Raw genomic sequence first — 21032 nt, 5'->3', positions numbered from 1 at the left:
CCTCCGCGCGTAGCGCACCGCCGAAATGCTCCGCACCCTATCCGGGCGTTACGATCAGGCTGCCCGCGCCGCGACCTCCACCCCCCCTGCCCCCGACGAACAGCGATGACAGTAACCCCCCAACGCCTCAGCGAAACGCAATGGCGCATCCCGCTTGGCCAGATCGACCGGCACAGTGCGGCCCAGCTTGCCGATGCGCTCGTTACCGAACTGACCGCACGCGGTTACCCCGCAGCTGAGGCGGTGGTCGGGTTCGACGCAATCGCGCTCTGGGGCTGCCCGGACGAAGCGGTACTTTCGGCAGCACTTGCCGCCGTTGGCGCGGAAGCGCGCAGTGCGCGTCTTGCCGCCGCTGCCCCCGATTCAGATCCCTCGACGCCTTCACCCCATTCCCGTACCCATGAGCTCCCGCTCATCGTTACCCCCGAAACGGCGCCCGACCTCGCAACGGTCGCGGAAGCGCTGGGGCGCACCCCGGAATCGGTCCTCGACACGTTTCTCGCCTGTACGTTCACCGTTGCGGCCGTGGGATTTCTGCCCGGTTTCCCGTTCCTGGAAGGGTTACCCGAAACGCTTGTGCTGCCGCGGCGTGCCAATCCGCGCCTCAAAGTGCCCGCCGGGTCGGTCGCGATCGCGCAGCGCATGGCGTGCATCTACCCGTGGGAGAGTCCGGGCGGCTGGCACCTGATCGGTCGCACCCCTGTCCCCCTCTTCGACCCGACGGCGATGCCTCCGGCCCGGCTTCGGCCCGGCGATCGTGTGCGCTTCGTGCTGCGAGAGGAATCGCGATGAGCACAGCCGCTGCGTTACGAATCCTAGACCCAGGGCGTTTTGCGACGATCCAAGACGACGGGCGGTTTCACGCGCGCCAGTGGGGTGTGCCGCGCGCTGGCATGCTCGACCCCTGGCTCTACCGTTTGGCGCTCGCTGCCCTTTTCCATGCGAGCGGCCGCCCTTTGACCGCGCTGACCCCGCCGCCACCGCTCGGCCCGCCGCTGACCTTCCCCCTCATCGAGCACCACTTCGGTGGCTTTGCCTTCACCGCCGAAGGAGCGCCCTTCCCCGTCGTCGTCGCGGGCAACGTCCGCTTACGCATCGAAGACACGCAGCTGGCAGTGCAGGGAGCGCTCAGTTGGGTACTCGCCCCCGGCGAAACCGTCACCGTGGAGCGAATCCTCGAAGGCCGAATCGCCGTCGTCGGCGCGGGGACGCTGGCCATCCCCGAATGCCTGGGCAGCACGAGCACGGAGCTGCGTGCCCGTTTTGGCGGTTGGCAGGGGCGACCGCTTGCCGCTGGCGATCGGATCCCCGTGACGCCACCCACCCAACCGCCGCGCGCTGCGTTCCTGCCACTTCCTTGGCCATTGGCCAGTACCGAACCGATCCGTAGCCTACCCGGCGCCCAATGGTCCGCGTTCGCTGACGACGCGCGCGCCGCTTGGGTCAGCGCTCTGTGGCAGGTGACACCCGCAAGCGACCGCATGGGCGCACGTCTCGAAGGCCCCATGCTGGTCGCGACGCCACCAGAGATCCGTTCTGAACCGCTCTGGCCCGGCGCGGTGCAGGTGCCGCCTGCTGGCCAGCCGATCGTTCTCCTCAACGACGCCCAGACGATGGGCGGCTACCCCAAGATCGCGCAGGTGATCGAAGCCGACCGCTGGCGCCTGGCCCATCTCCAACCGGGGGAAGGAATTCGCTTTGCCTGGCTTACCGACCCCGACAACGCCTGGCATGCGTTCTCCGCGCGCTGGCGCCGCTTCCAGCAGCAAGCGCTGGCCCGCGCCCGTTCCGCAGCGAGTGCCACACCAGACCTCGCAGCGCTCATCGGCGCGGGGGGCGAACCCGATCCGCAACGACTTTGGCACGAAAACCTGGTGAGCGGCGTCTGGGACGCCACATGGGAGGATTTCGTATGACCCTTACCCTCAATCTCAACGCTGATTTGGGCGAATCGTACGGCGCCTGGTCGATGGGCAATGACGCCGCGATGCTCGCACTCGTGCAAAGTGCGAGTCTTGCCTGCGGTTTTCACGGGGGAGACCCCGTCACGGCACGCAAGACCCTGGCATTGGCGCGCGCCGCACAGGTGAGTGTCGGCGCCCACCCAAGCTACCCGGACCTTCTCGGCTTTGGCCGCCGTGAGATGGCGATTCCGCCTGAAGAGCTCGAAGCGCTTCTCCTTTACCAAATCGGCGCGTTGGCCACACTCGCGGCCAGTGAAGGGGTGACGCTGACCCACGTCAAACCCCACGGTGCGCTTTACAACCGCGCCTGGCGCGATCCCGTCACCGCGCGCGCAATCGTCCACGCCGTGCAAACCGCAAGCCAGGCACTTGCGGGTAGCGGCCACGGCATCCCCTGGCAGAACACCCGCGCCTTGATCCTGCTCGCGCCTCCGCACTCAGCGCTTGCCGCTGCGGGTCACGACGCTGCGCTTCCCGTCGCCCACGAAATCTTCGCCGACCGCGCCTACACGGCCGACGGCACACTGGTGCCCCGCAGCGAACCGGGTGCGGTGCTTCATGACCCCGACGCGGTGCTCCGTCACGTCCAAACGATGCTCGAAGCCGGCGGCGTCGTCACCGCCACGGGGGAAGTCCTCCCGGCGCCGATCCACGCGATCTGCGTGCACGGCGACACCCCGGAAGCGGTAGCGATCGCGCAAGCGCTGGCCGCGACGTTACAGGAGCAGGGCGTCGCGCTCGCGCCACTTCCTGCGTTGTTCGACTCGGTCAGAACGCCTTTTGCCAGTTGAGCGAAAGGCCCGCGGCGCGCTGGTCGTTCTGACCCGCGGTGGCAAAGAGCCCCAGCCGAAGCTGCTGCTGCGACGCCAGGTTCCACTGCACACCAAGGTCAGCGGTCACCTGCACGCCGTTGTCGCTCCCTACTTCGGTCGGGAACGCCCCAGCCCAACCCACCGCGCCATGGGTCACAGTACGGCGGCTATCCTGGAACGCCTTTTCGAGCGCCAGCCGACCCTGCCACACCAGGTTGGGCGCGCTGTGCATCCGCCATTGATAGCCGATCTGACCGACCCCTTGATCGAAATCCTGCGCCGCGAAGCGCAGCGCCGTCGCAGAACCGCTCGTCTCGCTGTAACCCCCCAGATGGACCCAGCGCCAACCCAGTGCCGCGAACGGTCCATGCAATCGTGCCGATTCGCCGAACCATTGCCCGACCTCGAAACGGACTTGACGTACGCTTCCGCTGGTCGAGCCGCGCTCGGTGCGCGCAAGCGTGCGCAGCGTCATCTCCCGTTCGAGGTCATAGGAAATTCCGGCCATCCCTGCGGTGAGGGTGGCATAGCGCGCTCCCCACCGTTTGCCCAGATACGCCGCAAGAGAGGCGCCGTTGCCATCGGCGTTGCCCAAAGCGGTCACTTTGAGGGAATCGTGAACGAACCCGACGGTGACGCCACCCCACCAGCCGTCGCCCCATTCGCCGTCGAAACCGACGTCGACACGAGTCGGTGTCGCACGCCGCTTCGCTTGCGTCGCGGTGGCGTCGGTGGTGATGCGTTCACCCGAAACGGTCGCCCACCAACCCTGAGCCCCTGCAGCGAAACCGGACAATGTCCGCGTCGTGACGAGCCGCCATTGGGCGTTTGCCGCCGACGCCACATGGTCGGCCACGGCACCGACGAAGTAGGGCGCCGTGAGCGCCTGCGTGACGAAATCGGCGATCAGTTCGTGTCCCCCGCTCGTCGGATGAACCCCATCGGCGAAGAGATAGGTCGTGGACGCGTCGGGTGCGACCAGCGTCGCACTGGAACAGACGAGCGACGTAGTCGTCACGCACGCCACCCCCGCATTGCCTACGGTGAAGCCAAATGCCGCCGGGTTGGCCACCACCTCTTTGAAGAGCCCATCGGCGTCAAGAAGCAGGACGCCTTGTTCACCCAATGCACTCACGGTGCTATTGAGCGTCAGGTTATAGAGCGTCGTCAAGCCGCTCAACCCAGCACGCGCAGCCGACGGCTGCGACAGACCGAACGGCGTAGCCCCAATATCCGGCACGGTAAGCACTACCTGCCGCGTTGCACCCGCCTGCCGCAATACCGCGGTAAGCGCTCCCATCTGCTGCGCCGCGCTCTGGATTTCCGTCTGCATCACGGCCGGCGCATTGCCGCTGTAGCCGGTTTGCCAGAAGATGTCGTTCGCGCCGCCCCAAAGGAAATAGGTCGTTTTCGGGTTTGCGGTGCCGCCATTGGCCGTCAGGTACTCCTGGATTTGAGTCGCCAGCGGTTTGGCGTCTTCCGTGGGCGGCGTGGGTTGCACCCCGGGCAGCTGCGTCACCCGCGCCCCACCCTGTGCCCAGATGTCGCCACCGTACGGGTTCGGTACGAATGCGCCACTTCCGGCCCACAATTGTGCGGGGCCGACCGTACCGCCCAAGCCCTGCACGATGCGTTCGCTCCAGACCGGCCCCGGATTGGTCGTGAAGCGGCCAACCCCCGGAATCAGCGCGTACGTGCCCGCATCACTCAGGCTGTCACCGAATACCACTGCCTGGGCATGGACACCACCCGAAAGGATCGCGAGCGCCGACGCCACCGCGATCCCGATTTGCCGTTTCCTGTTTTTCATCGTCGTCTCCTCACACCCAAAAAAATCACCCGCGCACTGCGGCGCTCACCGGCAACGCCGCCGCTTGCCGATATTCGGTTTCGAGCCGCGCGACCAATTCAGCTACGGTCGGAACGTCGTGGATCACCGAAACGCCGTGCCCGGCACTCCAGATGTCCCGCCACGCTTTCGCTTCGTCACCGATCGCCTTCAGTTTCCCTTTACCGAAGTTGATCGCGAGTTCTTCGCGCTTGAATCCCGCGGCTTCGAGGCTCGGCCAAAGGAAGTTCGCGTTGGTACCCGAAACCGCGTCGGTATAGACCACGTCGGATGCCGTGCAGCGCGTCACCATCTCCTTGTACCCAGGGCTGGCCATCGATTCCTTAGTTGCAATGAAGCGCGTCCCCATGTAGGCGAAATCGGCACCCAACACTTCAGCGGCGCGCACGCTGTACCCATCGGAAATCGCCCCGGCGAGAACGAGCGTGCCGTCCCAAAATTCGCGAATCTCACGGGCGAGTGCGAACGGGCTCTGAGTACCCGCGTGGCCGCCCGCGCCCGCGCACACCGCGATGATCCCATCGACCCCCGCTTCGATCGCCTTCTTCGCGTGGTAGGCATGGATCACGTCGGCAAAGACCAACCCGCCATACGCATGGATCCGCTCGGCGGCTTCCCGAGGATTGCCCAGGCTGGTGATCACGAATGGCACCTTGAAGCGCTCGATGAGTGCCAGATCTTCGGCCAACCGCGTGTTCGAATGGTGCAGAATCAGGTTTACCCCGAACGGGGCAACCGGTTGTTCCGGGTGCTGCGCGGCTGCTTCGGCGAGTTCCCGCGTGATGCAATCGAGCCACGCTTCCAGTTGCGCCACCGGGCGCGCATTGAGCGACGGGAAGGTGCCAGCAACCCCCGCCTTGCACGCCGCGATCACCAATTCGGGGCCCGAGACGAGAAACATCGGCGCGGCGATCACCGGCACCCGAAAACGACCTTGGAAAGCTGCTGGAATCGGCATAGGGTTCTCCTTGGCGTGTCGAAAAAACAGATCAAGGATAGCGCAAGGAGATGAGCAAGTCAAACGTTTGTTTGACTTGTTCGCTACCGCGAATCGCTACGCCAGCAGCAGCTTCGCACCGATGCCGCCCAATAGCAGCGACAAAACGGAGCGTACCCAGCGTTGTGGGACGACACGGACCAGGTGACTCCCGACCCAGATACCTGGAAGCGAACCCAACAACAACCAACCCAGCATCGCCCAATCGACGGTGCCGAGCGCAGCGTGCCCCAACCCCGCCGCCAGCGTCAGCGGCACGGCGTAGGTGACGTCCGCAGCGACCAGCCGGGGCAACGGCACATGCGGATAGAGCACCATCAGGATCGCCATACCCACCGCACCAGCCCCAACCGAGGTGAGCGTGACCAACGCGCCGATCACCGCGCCCATCACCCAGGGTCCCGCCGCCCAACGTGGCTGTTCGCGATCGCGCACCGTGTGCGCTGCGCTGCCAGAATTGACGCGACCATGCGCCGCGGCAGGAGTGGCACCACGGTTGTCCAATGCGGCGCTTGGCGATGGCGTCACCACGCCCCCGCTCTTCACCACTTTGTAGAGGGTTGCCGCTGCGGTGAGCAGCAACATCACCCCCAACGTGTACTGCATCAGGCGGTGAACGTGTTCGCTCGCCGGCCCTACGGTTTTCAGGAACACCAACATCACACCGACCCCTGCCAGGCCGCCGACGGTGAGCGGAACGACGATTCGCCACGGCACCATGCGATGCTTCGCAAAGGAAAGCGCGCCCCCCGATTTGGTGATCGCTGCAAACAGAAGGTCGGTACCGACCGCAAGATGAGGCGATACGCCAAAACCGTATATCAGGAGCGGCGTCATCAACGAACCGCCTCCGACGCCGGTCAACCCGACGATGAAGCCAACGAGCGCGCCGCCTGCAACCAGAGCCCATTCCATACCGTTTTCCCCGTACCTGTCTGCTTTCAAATGTACCGGGCATGCGGTACGGAAAACACCCGTTTTCGGTTATTCCGTTATCGACCTGGGTTTTATCGCACGATGATGAGCGCCCGGAAATCGTTGACGTTGGTCCGCGTCGGTCCGGTCACCACCAAGTCACCCAGCGCTGCAAAGAAATCGTAGGCGTCGTGTGCCGCCAAGTAACACCGCGCATCTACCCCCAACGCACGGGCGCGCGCCAGGGTGGTCGGGGTGACGAGCGCCCCGGCGTTCTCTTCGCTGCCGTCGATCCCGTCGGTATCCCCCGCGATCGCCCAGACATGCGCCGCGCCGTCCAGCGCCAACGCCAGCGCCAGCAGAAACTCACTGTTGCGCCCACCCCGTGCCGGAAGGAGCGGGTCAGCAGGTTTTCGCGGCAATGTTACTGTCGTCTCCCCGCCAGAGAGGAGCACACACGGCGCGCAAAACGGCTCACCGTGGCACACCACCGCGCGGGCGAGCGCGGCGTGCCACTGCGCCACCGTCTGGCTCTCTCCTTCGATCGCGTCGCTCAGGATATGGGCAGCGAAACCAAAACGGCGCGCCTCCTCGGCTGCGGCGGCAAGGCTCTCCCATGGCGTCGCGATGAGGTGATAACGACAACGGGCAAAGTGAGGGTGGTCCGGTTTCGGGGTCTCCCAGCGCCCCTCAGCGAGCGCGGTACGGACTGCGTCAGGCACTGCGATCGCATAGCGTTCGAGCACCGCCAACGCTTCCGCGCAGGTCGTGGGGTCGGGGACCGTTGGGCCGCTTGCGATCACCGCAGGGTCGTCCCCCGGCACGTCGCTGATCGCCAACGTCACCACCGGTGCCGGTGCTGCGGCAAGCGCCAACCGTCCGCCTTGGATCCGCGACAGGTGTTTGCGCACGCAGTTGATTTCGGCTATCGTCGCGCCGCAGGCCAACAACTGCGCAGTGATCGACTGCAATGTGGCAAGGGACACTCCCGCTTGTGGAAGCGGCAACAACGCCGAACCCCCGCCAGAGAGGAGACAGACCACACGATCGTCCGGGCCCGCTTCGGCCACCGCGTCGAGCACCATTTGCGCGGCATGGCACCCTGCCGCATCGGGGGTCGGGTGGGCCGCTTCGAGAAGTCGGATGCGTCCGCACGGTGTCGCGCCGTGCGCGCACGCTGGCGGCAGATGGCCGTATCGGGTCACCACCACGCCGGAAAGGGGCAACGCCTCTGGCCATTGCGCCGCGAGCGCCGCGGCCATCGCTGCGCTCGCTTTTCCGGCACCGACGACGATCGTCCGGCCACGCGGCGCTTCAGCGATCAACTGCGCCACCCATTCCGGCATCACCTGTTCGGGTTGCGCCCGCGCCACCGCCGCCGCAAAAAGGGCGTGCAGCTGCGCGCGAACCGCGTCATCCTTTTGCGGCGCACCCAATTGGTCACTGCCCCGTTCCGCCATCGCGCACCTCCCATCCAACGATCCACCGTGTGGTTTTGCTGAACACCACCCCGGGTTCGATCACCCGCGCCACGCCCGGTGCGGTGCGATACGCATCGACGCTACCCCACCACCCTACGGGTGCCATTCTATACCGCTAATCACCCCCAGACCGCTAACCACTGCGATGCGGCTGCACCGCGCGGTATCGTGCAGCCCCCTTCGTGCTCCTGACGTTATAATCCCGGCAGTCCCATTCCGTGCAACGGCAACGACGATGACCACGAACCTACTCGACGACCTCGCCGCACGCGGCCTCATCGCCCAATGCACCCATCCGGAAGCGCTCGCCGAAGTGCTCACCAACGGTCCGATCACGCTCTACTGCGGCTTCGACCCCACTGCGGACAGCCTCCATCTGGGCCATCTGGTGCCGGTTTTGGCGCTGCGCCGTTTCCAACTGGCAGGGCACAAGCCGGTTGCGCTCGTCGGTGGCGCCACCGGGATGATCGGGGACCCCAGTTTCAAAGCGCAAGAGCGCAAACTCAATACGTTGGAGACCGTCCTCGAATGGTCGGCAAAGATTCGTCGCCAACTCGAACCGTTCCTGGAGTTCGACGGCCCCAACGCTGCGATCATCGCCAACAACCACGACTGGTTCGGCGAAATGAACGTGCTTACTTTTTTGCGCGACGTCGGCAAACACTTCTCCGTGAACGCGATGATCAAAAAAGAGGCGGTTGCCGCACGCATCGAACGCGACGAAGTGGGCATCTCATTCACCGAATTCTCCTACATGCTGCTCCAAGCCTACGACTTCGCCGAACTCTACCGTCGCTTCGGTTGCCGATTGCAACTGGGCGGCTCCGACCAGTGGGGCAACATCACCGCCGGAATCGACCTCATCCGCCGCTACTTCCGGACGGAAGCGTTCGGGCTGACCCTTCCCTTGGTCACCAAAGCGGACGGCACCAAATTCGGCAAAACCGAATCGGGTGCCGTCTGGCTCGACGCCAATAAAACCTCTCCCTATCAGTTCTACCAGTTCTGGCTCAACACGGCCGATGCCGACGTCTATAAATTCCTGCGCTACTTCACCTTTCTGCCGGTTGCGGAGATCGAAGCGATCGAAGCGGCCGACCGCGCGCGTGACGGCAAACCAGAGGCGCAGCGGATCTTGGCTGAAGAGGTCACGCGCCTCGTCCATGGGCCGGAAGCACTCGCTGCGGCGCAGCACATCACCCAAGCGCTCTTCTCTGGTGACCTGGCGGCGCTTACCGAAACGGATTACGCACAACTCGCGCTCGACGGCATGCCGTCGGTTCGTCTTCCGGCACAACCCACCCCGCTCATCGACGCGCTGGTCGCCGCACAGCTTGCCCGCTCGAAGAGCGAAGCGCGCACCTTCATCCAAAGCAATGCGGTTGCGGTAAACGGCGCCAAGGTCAACGACCTGAGTGCGCTGCTTGAAAGCGACGCGCGCCGCTTTGGACGGTACACGATCCTGTCGCGCGGCAAAAAACAGCACGCGCTCGTCGTCTGGGACACCGCGGCGACACAGTGACGGGAAAGGCTGTGGCACTGGCTTCGGTTCGCACCCGCGCCGCACTGGGTGTCACAGCGCCCGAAGTGGTGATCGAAGCGCACTTGGCCAATGGCCTGCCGAGCTTTTCGCTCGTGGGACTGCCTGATGCCGAAGTGAAAGAGGCGCGCGACCGCGTCCGGGCGGCGCTCACCAGTGCCGGATACGAATTTCCGGTGCGCCGCATCACCGTGAATCTCGCACCGGCCGACCTTCCCAAGAGCGGCAGCCGCTTCGACCTCCCCATCGCGCTCGGGCTCCTTGCCGCCAGCGGCCAAATCGCCGCTGGCAAAGCGCTTGCCCAGTGCGAAATCATCGGCGAACTCGGGCTCGACGGCTCGGTCCGCCCCGTGGCTGGGGTGCTGCCCACCGCGCTTGCCGCCAAACAGGCAGGCCGTGCGCTCATTCTTCCCGTTGCGAACTGGGCCGAAGCGCAGCTCGTCGGCGACTTGGTCTGTTACCCGGTGCGCGACCTCCAGGACGCCCACGCCTGGCTCGACGGTCGGCAACCTTCGTGCTGGCCGGAGGCGTTCGCACCCGCCACCGCTGCACCCGGTGATACTGCATTCTCTGCCGCTTCGCTCGACCTCAGCGACGTCAAAGGACAAGCAGCCGCGAAGCGGGCGCTCGAAATCGCTGCGGCTGGGGGCCATTCGCTGCTCCTTTTCGGCCCGCCTGGCGCCGGCAAATCGATGCTTGCCGCGCGCCTGCCCACCCTGTTACCCCCCTTGAGCGAAGCCGAAGCGCTGGAAACCGCAGCGATCCATTCGCTCTTGGCGCCATTCGACCCCAGCGCCTGGCGGCAACGCCCGTTTCGCGCCCCGCACCATTCGGCGTCCCTTCCGGCGATCGTCGGTGGCGGCGCAGCAGGCAGGATCCTTCCGGGCGAAATCGCGCTCGCCCACCACGGCGTCCTCTTTCTCGACGAACTGCCGGAATTTTCCCGTACCGTGCTCGAAGCACTGCGCGAACCGCTCGAAACGGGCGAAATCACCGTCGCGCGGCTGCGGCAACGGGTCACTTTCCCCGCGCGCTTTCAGCTCGTCGCAGCAATGAACCCATGTCCATGTGGTTACCTGGGCGACCCGTCGGACCGCTGCCACTGTACCCCCGCGCAAATCGAACGCTACCGTGCGCGACTTTCCGGGCCGCTCCTTGACCGCATCGACCTCATGGTCGAAGCGCCCCGCCTCTCCGCCGAAACGCTTGCCCACGCCCCTCCGGGCGAAACAAGCGCCGTGGTGGCCGCGCGCGTTCGCGACGCCCGCGCCCGCCAACAGCGGCGACAAGGCAAACCGAACGCCGCGCTCTCCCCCGCCGAACTCGACCGCTTTGCCCCGTTGGAACCTGCGGCCGAAGAGCTCCTTGTGAAAGCCGCAGAGCGGCTCCAACTCTCTGCCCGCGCCCACCACCGTATCCGTAAAGTGGCACGTACCATCGCCGATCTGGCGGGGTGTGAACGAATCGGCGGGGCGCATCTTGCCGAAGCGGTGCAACTGCGCCGTTTGCCGTGGGGTTGAAGCGCTGAAACGACACCACGCGCTAAAACGACGATGTCCCCGGCAACCCCTACAACACGGATTCCTCTTTCCACTGGCAAGCATCCCGCGCGATATTCAGAAATGCCGTTAAAACTGGTGAGTGGTCGTCTCTACGCCACAGACAACACAACTCCAATGTCGACAGCCGTTGCGAATGGAAGGGACGATACACCACATTGGGTAAATTGAGATTGGCAGCGGAGCGTGTCGTAATCGTCACCCCAAAGCCAACCGATACCAACGCCAGTGCGGTCAAGAAATCCTCCACCTCTTGCTCGACGCGAATCGTCACTCCATCACTTTGAAAAACCAAGCGAATCTCTTGTGCCAGCCCGTGGAGCGGAAGGTTGGGGTAGAGAATCATCGGCTCCTCCGCTAACATCTCGACCGTAATCACCTCTTGGTCAACCAGAGGGTGCGTAGCGGGAAGCGCCACCATCAACGGCTCTTCGTAAATTTTCTCCACTTCGATATCGGGCTCGTCCGGCACATAGCGGTTGAACCCAACGGTAAGTCGGCGATCGCGTAGCCACTGCAACTGCTCCGCTTTGGTAAGGTTGTGCAGCGCAATCCGTACTTTTGGGAAACGACGATGAAATTGGGTAAGAATCCTCGGTATCACATCCAAAATGCCAGAACCGAAGAGCCCCACATCCAGCCGACCCAACTCACCGGCCGCGGCTGACCGGGTGCGCTCTGCGGCCTGCTCGGCCAGCCCCAGAAGGTGACGCACTTCATCAACCAACACGCGCCCCGCCTCGGTAATTTCCATCCCTCGGGCAGTTCGTTTGAAGAGCTTAACGCCCAACTCCTCTTCCAGCGCTTGAATCTGACGGGAAAGGGGCGGCTGCGCCATGTGCACCCGTTCCGCCGCACGGCAGACATTTCCTTCCTCGGCAACGGCAAGAAAAAGACGCAAACGTCGACCATCATCCAACGCGCGCAACCACCGCTCCATGGCTCCACCCCCAAAAAATAAAGAATACTAATAGCATAGTGGTATACAACCATGGTATCAAAACAGACAAAAAAAGTATTTGACGGTATGAAATGCAATTTTTATACTGGCCTCACTATGTTTCGAGCGACGACGCAAACCTTCCCAGTCGAGGTCACCAACACGGGTGAATCCTATCCTTGCGCGAAGAACGAAAACCTCTTGCGCGGGATGGTGCGACTTGGGCGGCGCGGAATCCCTGTGGGTTGCATCAATGGAGGGTGCGGGATTTGCAAAGTGCGCATCCTGTCGGGAGAGGTCGAAGTGGTCGGTCCGATCAGTCGCGCCCATGTGTCCGAAGAAGAAGAAGCTGAGGGAATCACTCTGGCCTGCCGGGTCGCCCCGCGTTCTGCAGTTGTTCTGACCGTAGTTGGAAAAATGGCGAAACCGTTTCTTGCCTTGGCCGCCGCAAACGGTCAAGGTCGTTTATCCACCCAAAGTAAAGGAGAGTAGCAATGGGCATCCTGCGTATTGGTCACGCTAGCCTGCGCGTCATGGACATGGCCGCGGCGGTGCGCCACTATGAAAACGTTCTCGGCATGAAAAAGGTGATGGAGGACAAGCACGGAAACGTCTACCTCAAATGCTGGGACGAATGGGACAAGTTCTCCCTCATCCTGACCCCTTCCGATCGAGCGGGCCTCAACCATGTCGCCTACAAGGTCGAACGGGAAGAGGATCTCGACGAGCTCCAAGAAAAGATCGAGGCCTATGGCATCTCCACGACAATGCTCCCCGAAGGGACGTTGCCCTCCACTGGCCGCATGTTGCAATTCAACCTCCCAAGCGGCCACGAAATGCGTCTCTACGCGTTCAAAGAGTGCGTGGGCACTGATGTCGGCAACATCAACCCTGACCCGTGGCCGGACGATATTCGCGGCGCCGGGGCTCACTGGTTGGATCATTGCCTTTTGATGTGTGAGCTCAACCCCGAAACCGGAGTCAATAAAGTCGCGGAAAACACCAAATTTGCCACCGAAGTGCTCGGCTTTTTCCTGACCGAACAGGTCGTCGTCGGCCCGAACGGTTCGATTCAAGCGGCCACTTGGCTCGCGCGCAGCAGCACGCCGCACGATATCGCGTTCGTTGGCGGACCGCGCATGGGGCTCCACCACATTGCCTTCTTCCTCGACGACTGGCACGATATCCTCAAAGCAGCCGACGTGATGGCGAAGAACAAAGTCAAGATCGACGTCGCGCCCACGCGGCATGGCATCACGCGCGGGCAAACAATCTATTTCTTCGACCCCAGCGGCAACCGCAACGAAACCTTCGCGGGGCTCGGCTATCTGGCGCAACCCGATCGGCCGGTCGTTACCTGGACCGAAGAGCATCTGGGCAGCGGCATCTTCTACCACACCGGTGAGCTCGTGCCAAGCTTCACCGAAGTCTATACCTAAGGCGTAGCGGGGGCGATGACCATGCAGGGCAACACGACGGTCACCGTTCCCCAAATCAGCGATGAAGCTGCCGCAGCGGCGTGCGCCGCCGCGGTGGCCCACGCAAGGCGTTTGGGGATTCGGATCAACGTTGCTGTCTGCGACGGCAGTGGGACGTTGTTGGCGTTTCGCCGAATGCACGGCGCTTTTTTGCACTCGGTCGAAATCGCCATTGACAAAGCCTACACTGCAGCCGGTTTTGGGATGCCCACCCGAAAGCTCTTCGACCTGATTCGCAACGACGAAGCGCTGCGCCTCGGCCTCCCGCAGCGCCCACGGCTGATCGTGTTCGGAGGAGGATTACCAATCTGCCAAGACGGCACCGTAGTTGGGGGCATCGGTGTCTCCGGTGGTTCAGCCGAAGAAGACGAAGCGTGCGCAGCGGCAGGCCTTGCGGCAATAGGTTTGACCTATTCCAATTGAACGGAATGCAGGTTTCCTTTCCTAAAACTGAGCAAAGCACCTATGAAACAGATCTTGAACTTCATCAACGGCACCTTCAAACCCTCTGAACGAACCTTTCCAGACCGCAGCCCAGTGACGGGGGAAATCATCGGGCAGGTGCACGAAGCGAGTCGCGAACAGGTCGACGCGGCCGTGCGCGCCGCGCAAGCAGCGCTCAAAGGCCCGTGGGGCAAGATGACGGTGGCTGAACGCGTGGAGCGGCTCTACGCGGTTGCCGCCGGAATCGAGAAGCGGTTTGACGAATTCCTGGCCGCCGAATGTGAAGACACCGGAAAACCGGTCAGCCTTGCCCGCCACGTCGATATCCCCCGCGGCGCTGCCAATTTCCGCATTTTCGCCGACGTCATCAAGAATGTCCCCACCGAATTCTTCGAAATGGCTACCCCCGACGGACGAGGCGCGATCAACTACAGCTATCGCACACCGGTCGGCGTGGTGGGCGTGATCTGCCCCTGGAACCTGCCGCTCCTCCTGATGACGTGGAAGGTGGGTCCGGCGCTTGCGTGCGGCAACACGGTCGTCGTCAAACCCAGCGAGGAAACGCCGCAAACCGCAGCGCTTTTGGGCGAGGTGATGAACGAAGCCGGTATTCCGCCAGGCGTCTATAACGTCGTTCACGGCTTTGGCCCCAATTCCGCTGGCGAATTCATCACCACCCACCCAGGCATCAACGCGATCACCTTCACCGGAGAAACCCGTACCGGTGAGATCATCATGAAAGCGGCCGCGCAAGGGGCACGCCCCGTCAGTCTCGAGATGGGGGGGAAAAACGCGGCGATCATCTTCGCCGATTGCGACTTCGACGCCGCTATTGAAGGCACCATGCGCTCGGTCTTCGCCAACTGCGGGCAAGTATGCCTGGGTACCGAGCGGGTCTACGTCGAACGCCCAATCTTCGACCGCTTCGTCGAAGCGCTCAAGCGGGGCGCAGAAGGGCTGAAACTCGGTCGCCCCGAAGATCCCGCGACCAACATGGGTCCGCTGATCAGCCAAGAACACCGTGAAAAGGTGCTCTCCTACTACCGACTGGCCGTCGAGGAGGGGGCTACGGTGGTCACGGGCGGTGGGATTCCCGAAATGCCGCCAGAACTCGCGGGTGGCGCATGGATTCAACCGACCATCTGGACGGGATTGCCCGATACCGCCCGGGTGGTGCGGGAAGAAATTTTTGGCCCCTGCTGCCACATCGCTCCTTTTGACAGCGAAGAGGAGGTAATTGCCCGTGCCAACGACAGCGACTACGGTCTGGCTGCGGCAGTTTGGACCACCAACCTGAGCCGTGCCCACCGTGTCGCGCAAAAACTGGAAGTGGGCCTCTGTTGGATCAATAGCTGGTTCTTGCGCGACCTCCGTACCCCGTTTGGTGGGGCCAAACGTTCTGGGATCGGTCGGGAAGGTGGGGTTCACTCCCTCGAGTTTTACACCGAACTCAAGAACATCTGCATCAAACTGTAACCCTTATCCAGGAGAGCGATCATGAAACCCAGGATGGTTGATCGGTCCGAGCCACCTGAGCCATTCGATCCCAACCGCAAATGGGCAAGGGTCACAGGGATCAACCGCCTGGGTTTCGTCGAATTCGAATTTTCGATCGGAGCCAAAGAGCTCACCGTCGAATTGATGCTGCGTCCCGAAGCCTTTGACGAGTTTTGCAAAATGCAAGCGGTCGAGGTAAACGACCCCTACCACTTACTCGCCAACAGAAGAAGCTAATCGCTTTTTTCACAATCCACAACCCGGAGGAGTTGTCCATGTCCATCGACCTCAAGACCGTAAACATCAAGCCGCTTCGGCTCACCTATGCCCACGTCGCCAAATACGTGGGCGACAACAAGGTTCCGACCCGTTACCAGGAAGCCACGTTTGGGGCGCAACCCAGCGTCAATTTCCACTACCGCCCAACGTGGGATCCGGATCACGAACTGTTCGATCCCACTCGCACCGCCGTCAAGATGAAGGATTGGTACGCCATCACCGATCCACGCCAGTTCTATTACGGATCGTGGACCAGCACGCGGGCCAAGCAACAAGAGACGGTTGAAGCCAATTTCTCGTTCGTTGAATCACGTGGGCTCATCGCGCTGCTCCCGGAAGCGGTCAAAAAACGGGCGCTCGAGGTCCTCACCCCGTTGCGTCACGTCGCGTGGGGGGCGAACATGAACAATTCGCAAATCTGCGCGCTCGGATACGGTACCACCTTTACCGCCCCGGCGATGTTCCACGCGATGGACAATCTGGCTGTCGCGCAATACCTCACCCGTCTGGCACTCACTTTGGAAGGCCCCGAGCGCCTCGACCAAGGCAAGTCGGCCTGGCTTCATGATGCGAACTGGCAGCTGCTGCGCCGCTACGTCGAAGATACGTTTGTCGTTCCAGATCCGGTCGAACTCTTCGTGGCGCAAAATCTCGCGCTCGATGGGTTGCTCTACCCGCTGATCTTTGACACCTACGTCGATAGCGCCCTGGCGATGCAAGGGGGTAGCGCAATTTCCATGCTCACCGCGTTTATCACCGAGTGGCATGCGGAAAGTGCACGCTGGGTTGACGCCGTCATCAAAACGATCGCGGCGGAATCGGAGGAAAACCGGGCGCTTCTGACGCAATGGTTCCGCCATTGGGAAGAACGCGCCGCAGATGCGCTCACCCCAATCTCTGTCCTGGCGATGGGTGATGCAGCCGCTTCAGCACTCGAAGAGGTCCGCCAAGGCTTGGCCAACCGCGTCAAAAAACTCGGTCTTGCCCGGTAACTCGATCGAAGGAGTTTTTACCATGTCCAACGTCTTTATTGCGTTTCAACAAAACGAAGAGGCGCGCCCGATCATCGAAGCGATCCTTGCGGATAACCCCCATGCCACCGCAGTGGAATCGCCTGCGATGGTCAAGATCGATGCCCCCAATCGTCTGACGATCCGACGCGAAACCATCGAAGCGATTACCGGCACGCCGTTTGACCTGCAGCAAATCCACGTCAACCTCATCAGCCTCTCCGGGCACATCGATGAGGACGACGACCAATTTACTTTGTACTGGAAACACTGAGGAGACACCCATGGACACCCAAGTAAAAAAACTCGGTCTCAAAGAACGGTATGCGGCGATGACCCGCGGCCTGGGTTGGGAAACCACCTACCAGCCGATGGAAAAGGTCTACCCTTACGCCACCTATGAAGGGATCAAAATCCACGATTGGGACAAATGGGTCGACCCATTCCGCATGACCATGGACGCCTATTGGAAATACCAAGGAGAAAAAGAGAAAAAACTCTACGCGGTGATCGACGCGTTCCAGCAAAACAACGGTTTCCTGGGGATCACCGACGCGCGCTACGTGAATGCCGTGAAACTCTTTATCCAAGGGGTATCACCGTTGGAGTACTACGCGCACCGCGGCTTTGCTCAGGTCGGGCGCCATTTCGTGGGCGAAGGGCTTCGCGTGGCGTGCCAAATGCAGTCCCTTGACGAAATCCGCCACTATCAAACCCAAACGCATGCCATTTCCACCTACAACAAATATTTCAACGGCATGCACCATTCGCTCCATTGGTTCGACCGGGTCTGGTATCTCTCGGTGCCGAAGAGCTTTTTTGAAGATGCGCTGACCGCTGGTCCGTTCGAGTATTTGACCTCGATCAGCTTCTCGTTTGAGTACGTCCTCACCAATTTGCTCTTTGTCCCGTTCATGTCCGGCGCGGCGTACAACGGCGACCTGGCCACAGTGACCTTTGGTTTCTCCGCCCAGTCGGATGAATCCCGCCACATGACGCTGGGGATCGAAGCGATCAAATTCATGTTGGAGCAAGACCCCGATAACGTCCCCATCGTCCAGCGCTGGATCGACAAATGGTTCTGGCGCGGCTACCGCGTACTGACGCTCGTGGGGATGATGATGGACTACATGTTGCCGAAGCGGGTGATGAGCTGGCGGGAAGCGTGGGAAATTTACGGCGAACAGAATGGCAGAGCGCTCTTCCGCGACCTGGCGCGCTACGGTATCCGTGAGCCGAAGGGGTGGCTAGACGCGATCGATGGAAAAGACCATATCTCCCATCAAGCGTGGAATACCTTTTACAACTACAATGCGGCCGCACCGTTCCACACCTGGGTACCCACCGACGAAGAGCTGGATTGGCTCTCGGCAAAATATCCCAACTCCTTTGATCAATACTATCGTCCGCGGTTGGAGTTTTATCGCGAACAGCACAGAGCGGGGAACCGGTTCTACAACAAGACATTGCCGATGCTGTGCACCGTCTGTCAAATCCCGATGCTCTTCACCGAACCCGGTGATCCCACCACGATCTGCTACCGTGAAACCGACTACCAAGGGGACAAATACCACTTCTGCAGCGACCACTGCAAGGAGATCTTCGAAAACGAGCCAGAAAAGTACGTCCAGTCGTGGCTCCCGGTTCATCAAATCTATCAAGGGAACTGCTTCAAACCGGGCGTCGACCCCACGCAACCGGGTTTCGATCCCTTGATGGCGGTATTCGACTACTACGATCTTGATTTTGGTCGGGATAACCTAGACTTTGAAGGCTCGGAAGATCAGAAGCATTTTGCGGCATGGCGGGGCCAAGCCCTCCAGAACACCGTCTAATCTAAAGGAGAATGGCAATGCCGGTCAAAGCAGTGAAGCCCTATTCGTTTCCCGCAAAGGATACGGTAGACAAATTTCCAGCGCCGTTGTTATACATCGGGTGGGATGAACACCTCATGTTCTGCGCCCCCCATTGCATACCGGTGCCCCCAACGCTGCCCTTCAAGGCGTTGATCTCCGATATCCTGCCAGGCATCTACGGCTACCATCCAGACTTTTCTCAGATCGACTGGAGTCGGGTGACATGGCTCAAATCGGGGAAACCCTTTCATCCTGACATGGAGAAGAGCGTTGCGGAAAACGGCTTGAAACACAAAGACGTGATTCGATTCTGCACCCCAGGTCTCAGGGGAATCAAGGGAAGTTGTAGCTAATTTCCTCTCCCAGTCCCCTCGCTAACTTATCCAACTGATTCGTGGCTGCTTCACAAAGAGGCAGCCACGGAATGTGGGGTATTTGCATGAGTTTTGAACTGACCATCGAACCATTGGGCTATTCGTGTGCGATTGAAGAAGACCAAACCCTGCTCGATGCGGCGCTGAGAAATGGAATCTACATTCCGCACGCGTGTGGTCACGGGCTATGCGGCACCTGCAAAGTGAAAGTGGTCGAAGGTGACGTCGATTTTGGCGAAGCGAGCCCCTTTGCCCTCATGGATTTCGAGCGCGAAGAGGGTGTCGCACTCGCCTGTTGTGCAAAACCCCTTTCCGACGTCGTGATCGAAGCAGAAATTGATGAAGACCCCGACGCACGCGCCATTCCGTTGCGGGACCTCACCGCATCCATTGAGCGGATCGAAGACTTGACGCCAACCATCAAAGGCGTTTGGTTGCGTCTCTCGGAACCGCTCCCATTCCAGGCGGGGCAATACGTCCAAATTGGCGTCCCGGGTATCGAGGGAACCAGAGCGTTCTCGATCGCCAACGCTCCCCAAGAGGTCGAAGCTACCGGGTTACTCGAACTCAACATTCGACTCGTTCCGGGTGGCGCGATGACCACTTGGTTCCATGAAAACGCAAAAGTAGGCGATACCCTGAAGCTCACCGGTCCCCACGGTCGGTTTTTTGTACGCCGGTCAGCCAACAAACCCGTTCTATTCCTCGCCGGCGGATCGGGCCTCTCTAGCCCCCGCTCGATGATTCACGACCTTTTGGCAACGGGCTGGCCACACCCCATTACTTTGGTCTACGGTCAGAGGAATCGAGCGGAGCTCTACTATGACGAAGAGTTTCGCACGTTGGCCCAAACGCATGTCCAGTTCTCCTACGTTCCCTGTCTCTCTGATGAACCGGAAACGAGCAACTGGCAGGGCGAACGGGGATTGGTCCATGAAGTGGCAAAAAAAGTATTCAACGGCCAGTTTTCAGGCATGCAGGCCTACCTCTGTGGGCCACCTCTCATGATCGACGCCTGTATCACCACGCTGATGCAGGGGCGACTTTTTGAAGCCGATATCTTCTTTGAAAAGTTCATTTCCGCAGCGGATGCCCAACAGGTACGCAGCCCACTGTTCCGTAAGATTTGATCAGCAACCGCTCAAATGGATCAAGCCATGACCACACAAGCAAACCCGGAAATCGGCAAATCGGTTCGAGCTGCTGGAATCGATACGAACTACCACGAAGCGGGGGAGGGCTACCCAGTGGTTCTGATCCACGGTTCCGGCCCGGGGGTCAGCGCATGGGCGAACTGGCGCCTGACCATCCCCAAGCTGGCACAACGGGCCCATGTCTTCGCGCCCGATATGGTGGGCTTTGGCTATACGGAGCGTCCCCAAGACATTACGTACAACATGGACACCTGGGTCAACCACATCCTGGGTTTCCTTGACGCGTTGGGCATCGAAAAAACCGATCTCGTGGGTAATTCGTTTGGCGGCGCTCTTGCGCTTGCGCTTGCGATTCGCCACCCCAACCGCGTGCGGCGCCTCGTGCTCATGGGTTCTGCAGGCGTTCCCTTCACCCTTACCCCTGGACTCGACGCAGTCTGGGGGTATGAACCCTCAGTGGAAGCGATGAAGCGGCTGATGGATCTCTTTGCCTATGATCGGCGCCTGGTCACCGACGAACTGGCTGAGCTCCGTTACCGCGCCTCCATCCGCCCAGGCGTCCAGGAAGCGTACGCCGCCATGTTCCCCGCCCCGCGGCAACGCTGGGTCGATGCCCTAGCGAGCCCAGAAGCGGCCATTCGAGCAATTCCGCACGAAACCCTGATCATCCACGGCCGGGAAGACCGGGTGATTCCCCTCACCAATGCCTACACGCTTCACCAGTGGATTCACCGCAGCCAGTTACACGTCTTTGGGCGCTGTGGCCACTGGACGCAAATCGAGCACGCCGACCGTTTCGTTCGTCTGGTGGGTGACTTTCTGGCCGAAGCCTCTGAGCAAGAGCCCATTCCCCTTTCCCAATGATTCCTGGCAAAAACCTTGA

Annotated in this window: 22 protein-coding genes; 16 read left to right on the top strand and 6 right to left on the bottom strand. The window is 61.5% G+C overall.

The features are described 5' to 3' along the window. Nucleotides 1-105 precede the first annotated feature (105 nt). The 3 genes from KUL93_RS05535 to KUL93_RS05525 are packed head-to-tail and all read left to right on the top strand — an operon-like array spanning nt 106 to nt 2755. Nucleotides 106-792, top strand: coding sequence for a 5-oxoprolinase subunit B family protein (locus tag KUL93_RS05535; RefSeq protein ID WP_217126087.1), 687 nt, complete (start codon nt 106-108; stop codon nt 790-792). Beyond that, nucleotides 789-1916 (top strand): 5-oxoprolinase subunit C family protein, encoded by a 1128-nt coding sequence (locus tag KUL93_RS05530; protein WP_217126086.1) that lies wholly within the window; start codon nt 789-791, stop codon nt 1914-1916. The genes KUL93_RS05535 and KUL93_RS05530 overlap by 4 nt, the downstream gene beginning before the upstream one ends. Next, complete coding sequence (locus tag KUL93_RS05525) at nt 1913-2755, top strand: LamB/YcsF family protein (RefSeq protein WP_217126085.1); 843 nt, start codon at nt 1913-1915, stop codon at nt 2753-2755. The genes KUL93_RS05530 and KUL93_RS05525 overlap by 4 nt, the downstream gene beginning before the upstream one ends. Here the strand turns inward: KUL93_RS05525 and KUL93_RS05520 are convergent. The 5 genes from KUL93_RS05520 to KUL93_RS05500 form a co-directional block, all read right to left on the bottom strand. Then, nucleotides 2733-4586 (bottom strand): autotransporter domain-containing protein, encoded by a 1854-nt coding sequence (locus KUL93_RS05520; protein ID WP_217126084.1) that lies wholly within the window; start codon nt 4584-4586, stop codon nt 2733-2735. The two genes, KUL93_RS05525 and KUL93_RS05520, sit on opposite strands and share 23 nt — an antisense overlap. A gap of 25 nt (nt 4587-4611) precedes the next feature. Then, nucleotides 4612-5583, bottom strand: a complete 972-nt coding sequence (locus KUL93_RS05515) for an NAD(P)H-dependent flavin oxidoreductase (protein ID WP_119334190.1) — start codon at nt 5581-5583, stop codon at nt 4612-4614. Nucleotides 5584-5679: 96 nt separating this feature from the next. Next, complete coding sequence (locus KUL93_RS05510) at nt 5680-6537, bottom strand: sulfite exporter TauE/SafE family protein (protein ID WP_217126083.1); 858 nt, start codon at nt 6535-6537, stop codon at nt 5680-5682. A 92-nt stretch (nt 6538-6629) separates the two neighbouring features. Beyond that, nucleotides 6630-7997 (bottom strand): glycerate kinase type-2 family protein, encoded by a 1368-nt coding sequence (locus KUL93_RS05505; protein ID WP_217126082.1) that lies wholly within the window; start codon nt 7995-7997, stop codon nt 6630-6632. Next, entirely contained in the window at nt 7978-8124 is a 147-nt protein-coding gene (locus KUL93_RS05500; protein WP_217126081.1) for a hypothetical protein, read from the bottom strand. Before KUL93_RS05500 ends, KUL93_RS05505 begins: the two co-directional genes overlap by 20 nt. A 129-nt stretch (nt 8125-8253) precedes the next feature. On the opposite strand from KUL93_RS05500, the gene tyrS reads away from it, so the two are divergent. After that, complete coding sequence (tyrS, locus tag KUL93_RS05495; protein ID WP_217126080.1) at nt 8254-9540, top strand: tyrosine--tRNA ligase; 1287 nt, start codon at nt 8254-8256, stop codon at nt 9538-9540. Between the two features lie 11 nt (nt 9541-9551). Further along, nucleotides 9552-11078: a YifB family Mg chelatase-like AAA ATPase gene (locus KUL93_RS05490; protein WP_217126079.1), complete on the top strand. Its 1527-nt coding sequence runs from the start codon at nt 9552-9554 to the stop codon at nt 11076-11078. A 49-nt stretch (nt 11079-11127) separates the two neighbouring features. Here the strand turns inward: KUL93_RS05490 and KUL93_RS05485 are convergent, their stop codons facing one another. Next, nucleotides 11128-12057 carry a LysR family transcriptional regulator gene (locus KUL93_RS05485; protein WP_217126078.1) on the bottom strand — a complete coding sequence of 310 codons (930 nt, stop codon included), beginning with the start codon at nt 12055-12057 and terminating at the stop codon, nt 11128-11130. A 117-nt stretch (nt 12058-12174) separates the two neighbouring features. Here KUL93_RS05485 and KUL93_RS05480 point away from each other — a divergent pair, with 117 nt between their 5' ends. From KUL93_RS05480 to KUL93_RS05430, 11 genes are all read left to right on the top strand, one after another. Then, a complete protein-coding gene (locus KUL93_RS05480; protein ID WP_346731656.1) occupies nt 12175-12549 on the top strand; it encodes a 2Fe-2S iron-sulfur cluster-binding protein in 375 nt (124 codons plus the stop codon). 2 nt (nt 12550-12551) lie between these two features. After that, the gene (locus tag KUL93_RS05475; RefSeq protein ID WP_217126076.1) at nt 12552-13496 is read left to right on the top strand and encodes a catechol 2,3-dioxygenase; all 945 of its coding nucleotides are present in this window, start codon (nt 12552-12554) and stop codon (nt 13494-13496) included. 15 nt (nt 13497-13511) lie between these two features. Then, entirely contained in the window at nt 13512-13958 is a 447-nt protein-coding gene (locus tag KUL93_RS05470; protein WP_217126075.1) for a GlcG/HbpS family heme-binding protein, read from the top strand. 42 nt (nt 13959-14000) lie between these two features. Continuing rightward, a complete protein-coding gene (locus KUL93_RS05465) occupies nt 14001-15455 on the top strand; it encodes a 2-hydroxymuconic semialdehyde dehydrogenase (protein ID WP_217126074.1) in 1455 nt (484 codons plus the stop codon). A 21-nt stretch (nt 15456-15476) separates the two neighbouring features. Beyond that, nucleotides 15477-15713: a phenol hydroxylase subunit gene (locus KUL93_RS05460; RefSeq protein ID WP_217126073.1), complete on the top strand. Its 237-nt coding sequence runs from the start codon at nt 15477-15479 to the stop codon at nt 15711-15713. Nucleotides 15714-15751: 38 nt separating this feature from the next. Beyond that, a complete protein-coding gene (locus KUL93_RS05455; RefSeq protein ID WP_217126072.1) occupies nt 15752-16747 on the top strand; it encodes an aromatic/alkene monooxygenase hydroxylase subunit beta in 996 nt (331 codons plus the stop codon). A gap of 22 nt (nt 16748-16769) precedes the next feature. Then, nucleotides 16770-17039, top strand: coding sequence for an MmoB/DmpM family protein (locus KUL93_RS05450; protein ID WP_217126071.1), 270 nt, complete (start codon nt 16770-16772; stop codon nt 17037-17039). Nucleotides 17040-17049: 10 nt separating this feature from the next. Then, entirely contained in the window at nt 17050-18600 is a 1551-nt protein-coding gene (locus KUL93_RS05445) for an aromatic/alkene/methane monooxygenase hydroxylase/oxygenase subunit alpha (protein ID WP_217126070.1), read from the top strand. 17 nt (nt 18601-18617) lie between these two features. Further along, nucleotides 18618-18974: a phenol hydroxylase subunit P4 gene (locus KUL93_RS05440; RefSeq protein ID WP_217126069.1), complete on the top strand. Its 357-nt coding sequence runs from the start codon at nt 18618-18620 to the stop codon at nt 18972-18974. A gap of 86 nt (nt 18975-19060) precedes the next feature. Next, the gene (locus tag KUL93_RS05435; RefSeq protein ID WP_217126068.1) at nt 19061-20125 is read left to right on the top strand and encodes an NADH:ubiquinone reductase (Na(+)-transporting) subunit F; all 1065 of its coding nucleotides are present in this window, start codon (nt 19061-19063) and stop codon (nt 20123-20125) included. A gap of 27 nt (nt 20126-20152) precedes the next feature. Then, nucleotides 20153-21013: an alpha/beta fold hydrolase gene (locus KUL93_RS05430; protein WP_217126067.1), complete on the top strand. Its 861-nt coding sequence runs from the start codon at nt 20153-20155 to the stop codon at nt 21011-21013. Nucleotides 21014-21032: the final 19 nt, after the last annotated feature.

Origin of the sequence: Hydrogenophilus thiooxidans (assembly GCF_019049855.1) — a bacterium.
Taxonomy (GTDB): Bacteria; Pseudomonadota; Gammaproteobacteria; order Burkholderiales; family Rhodocyclaceae; genus Hydrogenophilus; species Hydrogenophilus thiooxidans.
Note: the sequence above shows the minus strand (reverse complement) of the source record. Positions and strands in the feature narration are given on the sequence as shown.

Bases quoted from the DNA above. Each gene is read 5' to 3' on its own strand.
- KUL93_RS05435 (WP_217126068.1), top strand. From the start codon at position 19,061: ATGAGTTTTGAACTGACCATCGAACCATTGGGCTATTCGTGTGCGATT.
- KUL93_RS05440 (WP_217126069.1), top strand. From the start codon at position 18,618: ATGCCGGTCAAAGCAGTGAAGCCCTATTCGTTTCCCGCAAAGGATACG.
- KUL93_RS05450 (WP_217126071.1), top strand. From the start codon at position 16,770: ATGTCCAACGTCTTTATTGCGTTTCAACAAAACGAAGAGGCGCGCCCG.
- KUL93_RS05510 (WP_217126083.1), bottom strand. From the start codon at position 6,537: ATGGAATGGGCTCTGGTTGCAGGCGGCGCGCTCGTTGGCTTCATCGTC.
- KUL93_RS05505 (WP_217126082.1), bottom strand. From the start codon at position 7,997: ATGGCGGAACGGGGCAGTGACCAATTGGGTGCGCCGCAAAAGGATGAC.
- KUL93_RS05515 (WP_119334190.1), bottom strand. From the start codon at position 5,583: ATGCCGATTCCAGCAGCTTTCCAAGGTCGTTTTCGGGTGCCGGTGATC.
- KUL93_RS05445 (WP_217126070.1), top strand. From the start codon at position 17,050: ATGGACACCCAAGTAAAAAAACTCGGTCTCAAAGAACGGTATGCGGCG.
- KUL93_RS05530 (WP_217126086.1), top strand. From the start codon at position 789: ATGAGCACAGCCGCTGCGTTACGAATCCTAGACCCAGGGCGTTTTGCG.
- KUL93_RS05525 (WP_217126085.1), top strand. From the start codon at position 1,913: ATGACCCTTACCCTCAATCTCAACGCTGATTTGGGCGAATCGTACGGC.
- KUL93_RS05535 (WP_217126087.1), top strand. From the start codon at position 106: ATGACAGTAACCCCCCAACGCCTCAGCGAAACGCAATGGCGCATCCCG.
- KUL93_RS05475 (WP_217126076.1), top strand. From the start codon at position 12,552: ATGGGCATCCTGCGTATTGGTCACGCTAGCCTGCGCGTCATGGACATG.
- KUL93_RS05480 (WP_346731656.1), top strand. From the start codon at position 12,175: ATGTTTCGAGCGACGACGCAAACCTTCCCAGTCGAGGTCACCAACACG.
- KUL93_RS05470 (WP_217126075.1), top strand. From the start codon at position 13,512: ATGACCATGCAGGGCAACACGACGGTCACCGTTCCCCAAATCAGCGAT.
- KUL93_RS05520 (WP_217126084.1), bottom strand. From the start codon at position 4,586: ATGAAAAACAGGAAACGGCAAATCGGGATCGCGGTGGCGTCGGCGCTC.
- KUL93_RS05465 (WP_217126074.1), top strand. From the start codon at position 14,001: ATGAAACAGATCTTGAACTTCATCAACGGCACCTTCAAACCCTCTGAA.
- tyrS (WP_217126080.1), top strand. From the start codon at position 8,254: ATGACCACGAACCTACTCGACGACCTCGCCGCACGCGGCCTCATCGCC.
- KUL93_RS05500 (WP_217126081.1), bottom strand. From the start codon at position 8,124: ATGGCACCCGTAGGGTGGTGGGGTAGCGTCGATGCGTATCGCACCGCA.
- KUL93_RS05430 (WP_217126067.1), top strand. From the start codon at position 20,153: ATGACCACACAAGCAAACCCGGAAATCGGCAAATCGGTTCGAGCTGCT.
- KUL93_RS05460 (WP_217126073.1), top strand. From the start codon at position 15,477: ATGAAACCCAGGATGGTTGATCGGTCCGAGCCACCTGAGCCATTCGAT.
- KUL93_RS05455 (WP_217126072.1), top strand. From the start codon at position 15,752: ATGTCCATCGACCTCAAGACCGTAAACATCAAGCCGCTTCGGCTCACC.
- KUL93_RS05485 (WP_217126078.1), bottom strand. From the start codon at position 12,057: ATGGAGCGGTGGTTGCGCGCGTTGGATGATGGTCGACGTTTGCGTCTT.